Raw genomic sequence first — 6,844 nt, forward strand, 5'->3', positions numbered from 1 at the left:
ATGGGTGTCAGTGCCCCGGCATAGTCTTGGGCCATGGTGAATCCGACTCTGGTGAAGGCGCGGCTGGTCGCGCAGGGGCTCGTGGGCGCGGGGCCTGCTTCCGCGTTTGCTTCCGCTGCTTCCGCGGCGGCATCGGGACCGTCCGTCGATGCCGCCATTGCGCATCGACCTGCTTCCCCGGCCGAGGTCGTGGCAGGCATGGGTGCCATGCAGGGCCAGGACCTGCCCGGAGTGCTCAGCTCCATCGCCCTGCGCACGGGACCTCGGGATGTGGATCAGCGGATCGCAGAGGTCGTGGCGGCCTTCGCCGCGGGTTCCCTGGTTCGCGGTTACCCGATGCGCGGGACCGTTTTCGCGCTGCCGGGCGCCGACGCAGCTTGGATCACCGAGCTGTGCGCAGGCCCCCAGCGCCGCGCCCAACCCAAACGCTATGAGCGCTTGGGCCTGAGCTCCGAACAGGTCGCCCGGTCGCGTGACATCTTCTTCGCCGAGGCACAGGCGGCTGCAAGCGGGCAGGCCACTGCAAGCGGGCAGTCACCCGAAGGCACGCAGGATCTTGAAGGCATGCAGACTCCCGCAGCCGAGGAGACTCGGGAAGACAGGCAGGGCGCCCCCGGGGTGAGGCGTGGTCGGCTCACCGAACTGTGGACCCAGGCCGGCCTGCTGGAGGGCAATGGGACCTCGTATGCGCTGATCACCAGCATGATCGTCGACGGGTTGGCGGTTTACGGACCGCTGGTGGACGGGAACCGGGACAATCTGGTGATGCCCGCACAGGCCTGGCTGCCGGCCGGATCGGACCTGGCTGGGCGCTTCAACGACGATCGGGACGCCGCAACCGCCGAACTCCTGCTGCGGTACCTGAGCAGTCACGGTCCGGCCAGTCTGCGCGATTTCCAGTGGTGGACCAAGCTGCCGCAGCGCCAGATCAAAGCGGGCTTCGCCCTCATCGCCGACCGGGTGGAACCGGCCGCCCCACAGCTGCTGGGTGGGTCCGGCGCAGCGGTCACGGCCCAGGGGCCGCATGCCTCGCACACCGTCGATATGGACACGCCCCTGACTCGAATGGGCTTGGCCGACGAGGTCAAGGCGGCGGGGCGACGTCCGCACGGCACCTTTCTGCTGCCCGGATTCGACGAGGTGGTGCTGGGGTATCGGGACCGCCTGGCGTTCATGAGCGACGAGCACCATACCCTGCTGGTGCCGGGTAACAACGGGATGTTCAAGAAGACGATGATCAGGGGCGGGAAGTTCATCGGCACCTGGAAGGCCCCACGTGGCTCGGCCGGCGCTTGCCGGTTGAGCGCCGAGCCCTTCGCGGACCTCAGCGCTGCGGCCCTGCGCGATGTGGAGCGCACCTTCGCCCGCTACCCGCATAGTGATTGAACAATCAACCAAAAGGGGTGCCGAGGTGCCTACACTGAGAGGATGACTGAAGCAGCGAACCAGACCCAGACTCCGAACGCGGCCCCGAACCCGGAAGCAGAACCGATGACGATCGACATCTGGTCCGACGTCGTGTGCCCCTTCTGCTATATCGGCAAGCGCCATCTGGAGCTGGCCCTGGACGAATTCCCGCACGCCGCAGACGTGACGATCAACTGGCACAGCTTCGAACTGGACCCGCAGACCAAGGCCCAGCCGGGCACCGATCTGATCGACATGATCGCAGCGAAGTACGGCTCCACGCGTGAACAGGCGATCGCCCAGCACGAACAGATGGAGGCGCAGGCCGCAGCGGTCGGCCTGGACTTCAATTGGCGCGCTGCCACGCCGGGCAACACCTTCGATGCGCACCGGCTGATCCAGCTGGCCGACACCCTGGGCCTGGCGGATGCCGCGGAGGAACGCTTCAAGAAGGCCTACTTCAGTGAGGGTGTCAACGTCGAGGACCACGCCGAACTGCGCCGTCTGGCCGCCGAGATCGGCCTGCCCTCCCAGGACGTGGACCGCGTTCTGGACTCCGAGGAATTCGCCCGTGAGGTCCGCTCCGACGAGGCCGCGGCCCAGCGCCTGGGCGTGACCGGGGTGCCGTTCTTCGTCGTCGACAACAAGTACGGGATCTCCGGGGCCCAGCCGGTCGACTACTTCAAGGCGGCCCTGGACCAGGTCTGGCAGTCCGAGCACGCTGCGGCACCGGTGCTCAAGGATCCGCTGGCGGGTGCGTCCGGGGCAACTGGCGCGGCAGGGACCTCGGCCGGTGACGCGGATGCCCGGGGAACCGGGACCTCGGCCCCGGCGTGCGGAATCGATGGCTGTAACTGATCCTGTTCCAGCCGGAGCCGAGCGCCGTCCTGTGAGGTGGGGGACAATGGTCCCATGAGCACTCTGCAGATCTCCGTGGCGCAGTTCGCCGCCACCACCGATGTCCGGGACAACATTCGCACCAGCATCGAACTGGTGCTCAAAGCGGGGCGGAACGCAGATCTGGTGATCCTGCCCGAATACTCGCTGTACGCCGACCCGAAGCACACCCGCGATGGGGCGTTCTACTCCGAACCGGTCGACGGGCCCTTCGTCCGTGCCCTGGGAGCCGCGGCGAAGAAGGTCGGCGTACACGTGCTGGCGGGGATGACGGAGACGAACCCGGATGCCGGGGATGGGGCGGACGGCCTGGCCCACCCCTTCAACACCCTGGTGCATGTGACACCGGAGGGCGAACTGGCCGGGACGTACCGCAAGATCCACCTGTACGACGCATTCGGCTACAAAGAGTCCGATGAGCTGACCGCCGGAGCGATCGAGGATCCCTTCGTCTTCGACATCGACGGGGTGAAGGTGGGGGCGGCGACCTGTTACGACCTGCGCTTCCCGGAGATCTTCCGCCGGCTGACCGATGCCGGAGCCCATGTCATCGCCCTGCCGGCGTCCTGGGTGGTGGGTCCGGCCAAGGAATACCACTGGGCGACGCTCATCGCCGCGCGTGCGATCGAGAACACCGTGTACATGGCCGCCAGCGGGCAGACCGCCAAATACGGCTGTGGTCAGTCGGTGATCCTCGACCCGATGGGGACCGTGCTGGCCGGTGCCGGCGAACAGGGCGGGGCCTGGGCCCAGGCCACCATCGACGCCGAGCGGATCGCCCAGGTGCGCACGACGAACGCCGCCCTGGACAACCGCCGGTTCGCGGTGGTCCCGAAGTAACCCGGGCTGCGCTGACCATACCTGTGCGCAGACACCACTCCAGCGCGGAAACTACCTGAAATAGTAGGTAGTTTCCGCGCTGGAGTGGTGTTTATGCGAGTGGTCCTCTCAGGCCGCGCGGCGCTCTCCGGACAGGGTGAATGGCCGCTTGCGCAGGTGGCGTTTCGTCGCGATCAGCGGATGCGTGCCGCCCAGTACCCGGTTCACCCAGCCGTCCCACTGGCTGGGGTCGAAGGGCTGGCCGGGGACTCCGTAGCGCCGGTCGCCGCCGTAATTGCGCGGATGATGGGGGTGCTCCTGCGGGCTGATCTCCGCCAGGGCTCCGCCCAACACGCTCAGCGCGGTGGGTGTGAAGCCGATCGCGCGGGCGGCCTCTACCGTTTCAGGCGAGTCGCCGATGGTGGGTAACCCGCCATCGCGTAGGGAACTCAGTGACAGGGCCAGGATCGTGGGCCGGGTGGGGGCGGAGCGGAAGGCGTAGCAGGCCTCGATCCAGGCCGCGGCCTCGGCGGGGTTGAAGGATTTCCAGTACTCGTTGCAGTCCCGGGACCGAGGCGGGCTGACCCGCTGGGGTCGGCCGTCGGGGCCGGGCGCGTAGTGGGCCGCGCCGCCGAGCCGGTAGACCGGCCAGTCGTCCGGGATCACAGTGGGGAAGTGTGCGAGGTCTTCGCAGGTCATGGCTCTCGCCGCCTTTCGCGCCGGGTCGCCCCGGCGGATCGATCGTCTTGCCGCGGGCGGGTCCGCCCGTGGCCGGTTCGTCTCCTGGGGGCACCGTGGTATCGATTCCGGTTGCCGTGCGGTCTGCCAGGACATGGACCGCAGCTCTTGAACCGCCTTCAGGCTATCCGGCCGGCGGCGCGACTTCTAGAATTGTGACCCAATAAGTCGAAGGGGTCGGGGCAGTGTGGTGTGCGCGGGCGGCTGGACTATAAAGACTATAAAAGCTACTTTGACTATAAAGACTATAAAAGCTAAGTCTGGAGCATCGGCATGGATAGTCCGTTCAAACCGGGATTCGGGAAGAACCCGCCGTATCTGGCTGGCCGTGACGCGGTCATGAATCGGCTTGAGCTGGGCTTGGAACAGGGCCAGTGGCCGCAGGAACGCGGCATTCTGGTGACGGGGCTGCGCGGTGTGGGCAAGACCGTCATCCTCAACCACGCGGAGGATCTGGCCCGGGGGCGCGGTTGGCGGGTCGTTTCCGAAACCGCCACCCAGGGTTTCTTCGAACGCATCGTCGGCTCACACCTTCCGAGGATCTTGGGTGAACTGCAACCGCAGAAGAAGTTCAGAGTGACGTCATTGAGTCTGGCGGGCGTGGGCAGTCTGAGCATCGAATACGCGGACGGGCGGGTGGAGAATCCGACCTTCCGCACGATGGTCCACACCATCTGCGAACTGCTGAAGCCCGATGGTGGAATCGTGTTCAGCATCGACGAGGTGAGTTCGGCTGCAGTGGAGGAGTTCGCCCTGTTCGCCTCCGAATACCAGCACCTGGTGCGGGAGGACGATGAAGTCGCCTTCATCGGCGCTGGAGTCCAAGGGGAGATCAGGTCCCTGCTGGCCGGACGTTCGGCCACATTCTTGCGGCGCTGCGCCAATGTGCACATCGGACTGTTGGACCCGAACCAGACCAGAACCGCGTTCGTCGAACCGATCCGCGGGCATGGGCGATCCGTCTCCGAAGACGTACTGGACTTCCTGGTGAGTGCCTCGCAGGGCTATCCGTTCCTGGTCCAATTGATCGGCGACCTGGCATGGCGGCGCACCCCGCAGGCCGGGGAGATCTCGCTGGACGATGCGCGCGACGCCTATCGGCGCGCCCGGAAGTCCCTGGGCCCGTTCATTCTGGAACCGTCACTGTCCGGCTTGTCCGAAGTGGACCGACAGTTCCTGCTGGCAATGGCGAAGGACGATGGCTCCAGCCGGATCGAGGATATCCGAGTGCGCATGGGTGGAGTCGATTCCGGCTATGCAGGGGTCTACCGGCAGCGGTTGTTGGACTCCGGCGTGATCATTCCAGCGGGGAGGGGCCAGGTGACGATCGGCCTGCCATACCTACGCGAATACCTGCGGGACCACGCTGCCGAGGCCATCGACGACAACCGCGAACGAGCCGGCTTCCCGCCACCTCCACCCTTGGATTGAGGCGGGGATTACTTGGTGAGCCAAATATAACAAATATAACAAGTTCAACAGAATATAACAGGAAGCGGAGACGCTCCCCGATGCTTCCGCGTCGTCAGGGTCAGGAGAGGCGAGGTTCTCTGGAGTCCGGTGAAAGACCTTTAGACTGTGCTCCAGGCAACACCGTGCAAAGGAGCATCCGTGAACACGACGCAACATTCGGCATCCCCGAACCCGGAAACCACGCCGACCTCCGCCGCGAAACCGGACCCGGTCTGGCCCAGTGGGCGCGGCGACCAAGTGACCTTCGCCCACAAGCACGGCGCGCAGCTGGCCGAACGCTTCCTCGTCGCCTTCTACCAGGGCGACCCGGTCGCGGACGCCCTGTTCACCTCGGCGACGGCGCGCAAGGACGTGATGCGACAGGTGCGGCGGGCGCTGAGCGCGGGCGCCGCGGAACCCGGGGACGCCCCCGAAGTCCACGCCTTCATCGACGACCTGCGCGCGGCCGTGGAGCCAGCGGACTGGGCGGCGGTGGAGCGGGGCCGGCGCGCCTATCTGACGATCCCCGCACCCGTGCACGCGGTGGCGCTGGGGCCGGGCTCGCTCATCCACACCTACTCGACCCCGGCGATCTCCGCGGTGCTCACGCGCACCGGTCGGCTGGTGGATACCGCGGTCCGGCGGTTGCTCGACACCGCCAGTTGGGAGTACCACCTGTTCGCCGACGAGGACGCGCTGCGCCCCGGTGGGCAGGGCTTCGCCGATACCGGGATGGTGCGGGCGATGCATGCGTACTCCCGCGCCCAGGACCTGCAGGCCGGGCGCGACACGAGTGTGTGGGGGCTGCCGATCAATGCGATCGATATGCTGCGGACCTGGTTCGACTTCACCTATGTGCCGTATCGGGCACTGGCCGGACTGGGCTACGACCTGGCCGATGAGCAGGTGCACGAGGTCTACGGACTGTGGCAGGTAGTGGGCAGGATGCTGGGGATACCTGCGGACCTGCTGGAGCCCAACCGGGACCACGTGAGTTCCGAGCCGCTGGTCCAAGCCATTGCGGAGGTGGACGGGGATCCGGATGATGGGTCCAGGGCCCTGTCCGAGGCCCTGCTGTCCGCCGTGGGCGTGCAGAACGGGCAGATCACCGGACTGGACCCCAAGCTGCACACCGTCATCGCAGAGGTTCAGGTGAGGATGATCCACGGCGACGAGGTTGCCGATGCCCTGGGCATCCCGCACCATCCGGAGGTCCAGGCCGCCGAGACCCTCCACATTCCGACCGTTGCCGGGCGGTTCGCCCTGCTGCAGGAGAATCCGGTGGCCCTGGAGCGCGAGATTGCCGGCAACCAGGAGTTCGTCCGCCAGCTGCTGGCCCAGACCGCCGACGGTAAGAGCGCACATGAGACGGTGCCGGTGGGGTGAGGGTGGCGTTCCCACTAGCCTGGGTTTTTCATGGTGTGGGGTGTCCGGGGTGTGGATGAATAGGTGAAGGTGACCTCTGACCTGGGAAAATAGGACTTGTCTAGAGTTCAATTCCCGCAGAAGAAAGATCACCTTCGAAGTGAAG

6 protein-coding genes and 1 riboswitch are annotated in these 6,844 nt (G+C 66.4%); of the genes, 5 read left to right on the forward strand and 1 reads right to left on the reverse strand.

The window, feature by feature from the left end:
* The first annotated feature begins 33 nt into the window (after window positions 1-33).
* Genes NQ036_RS10720 through NQ036_RS10730 form a run of 3 tightly spaced genes read left to right on the forward strand, consistent with a single transcriptional unit; the run spans window position 34 to window position 3,144 of the window.
* The gene (locus NQ036_RS10720) at window positions 34-1,386 is read left to right on the forward strand and encodes a winged helix DNA-binding domain-containing protein (RefSeq protein WP_257049961.1); all 1,353 of its coding nucleotides are present in this window, start codon (window positions 34-36) and stop codon (window positions 1,384-1,386) included.
* Window positions 1,387-1,428: 42 nt separating this feature from the next.
* A complete protein-coding gene (locus tag NQ036_RS10725; RefSeq protein WP_257049962.1) occupies window positions 1,429-2,265 on the forward strand; it encodes a DsbA family oxidoreductase in 837 nt (278 codons plus the stop codon).
* Between the two features lie 54 nt (window positions 2,266-2,319).
* Window positions 2,320-3,144, forward strand: a complete 825-nt coding sequence (locus tag NQ036_RS10730) for a carbon-nitrogen hydrolase family protein (protein WP_257049963.1) — start codon at window positions 2,320-2,322, stop codon at window positions 3,142-3,144.
* A gap of 108 nt (window positions 3,145-3,252) precedes the next feature.
* Here NQ036_RS10730 and NQ036_RS10735 read toward each other — a convergent pair whose 3' ends face one another.
* Window positions 3,253-3,822 carry a hypothetical protein gene (locus NQ036_RS10735; RefSeq protein ID WP_257049964.1) on the reverse strand — a complete coding sequence of 190 codons (570 nt, stop codon included), beginning with the start codon at window positions 3,820-3,822 and terminating at the stop codon, window positions 3,253-3,255.
* A 40-nt stretch (window positions 3,823-3,862) separates the two neighbouring features.
* Window positions 3,863-3,975: riboswitch (SAM riboswitch) on the reverse strand.
* A gap of 159 nt (window positions 3,976-4,134) precedes the next feature.
* On the opposite strand from NQ036_RS10735, the gene NQ036_RS10740 reads away from it, so the two are divergent.
* Together NQ036_RS10740 and NQ036_RS10745 are read left to right on the forward strand one after the other, a co-directional pair.
* The gene (locus NQ036_RS10740) at window positions 4,135-5,292 is read left to right on the forward strand and encodes an ATP-binding protein (protein WP_257049965.1); all 1,158 of its coding nucleotides are present in this window, start codon (window positions 4,135-4,137) and stop codon (window positions 5,290-5,292) included.
* 180 nt (window positions 5,293-5,472) lie between these two features.
* Window positions 5,473-6,699: an oxygenase MpaB family protein gene (locus tag NQ036_RS10745; RefSeq protein WP_257049966.1), complete on the forward strand. Its 1,227-nt coding sequence runs from the start codon at window positions 5,473-5,475 to the stop codon at window positions 6,697-6,699.
* Window positions 6,700-6,844: the final 145 nt, after the last annotated feature.

The organism is Brevibacterium sp. 91QC2O2, from assembly GCF_024580695.1.
Taxonomy (GTDB): domain Bacteria; phylum Actinomycetota; class Actinomycetes; order Actinomycetales; family Brevibacteriaceae; genus Brevibacterium; species Brevibacterium moorei.

Coding starts and splice junctions, on each gene's coding strand:
- NQ036_RS10735 (WP_257049964.1), bottom strand. CDS start 3,822: ATGACCTGCGAAGACCTCGCACACTTCCCCACTGTGATCCCGGACGAC.
- NQ036_RS10730 (WP_257049963.1), top strand. CDS start 2,320: ATGAGCACTCTGCAGATCTCCGTGGCGCAGTTCGCCGCCACCACCGAT.
- NQ036_RS10725 (WP_257049962.1), top strand. CDS start 1,429: ATGACTGAAGCAGCGAACCAGACCCAGACTCCGAACGCGGCCCCGAAC.
- NQ036_RS10720 (WP_257049961.1), top strand. CDS start 34: ATGGTGAATCCGACTCTGGTGAAGGCGCGGCTGGTCGCGCAGGGGCTC.
- NQ036_RS10740 (WP_257049965.1), top strand. CDS start 4,135: ATGGATAGTCCGTTCAAACCGGGATTCGGGAAGAACCCGCCGTATCTG.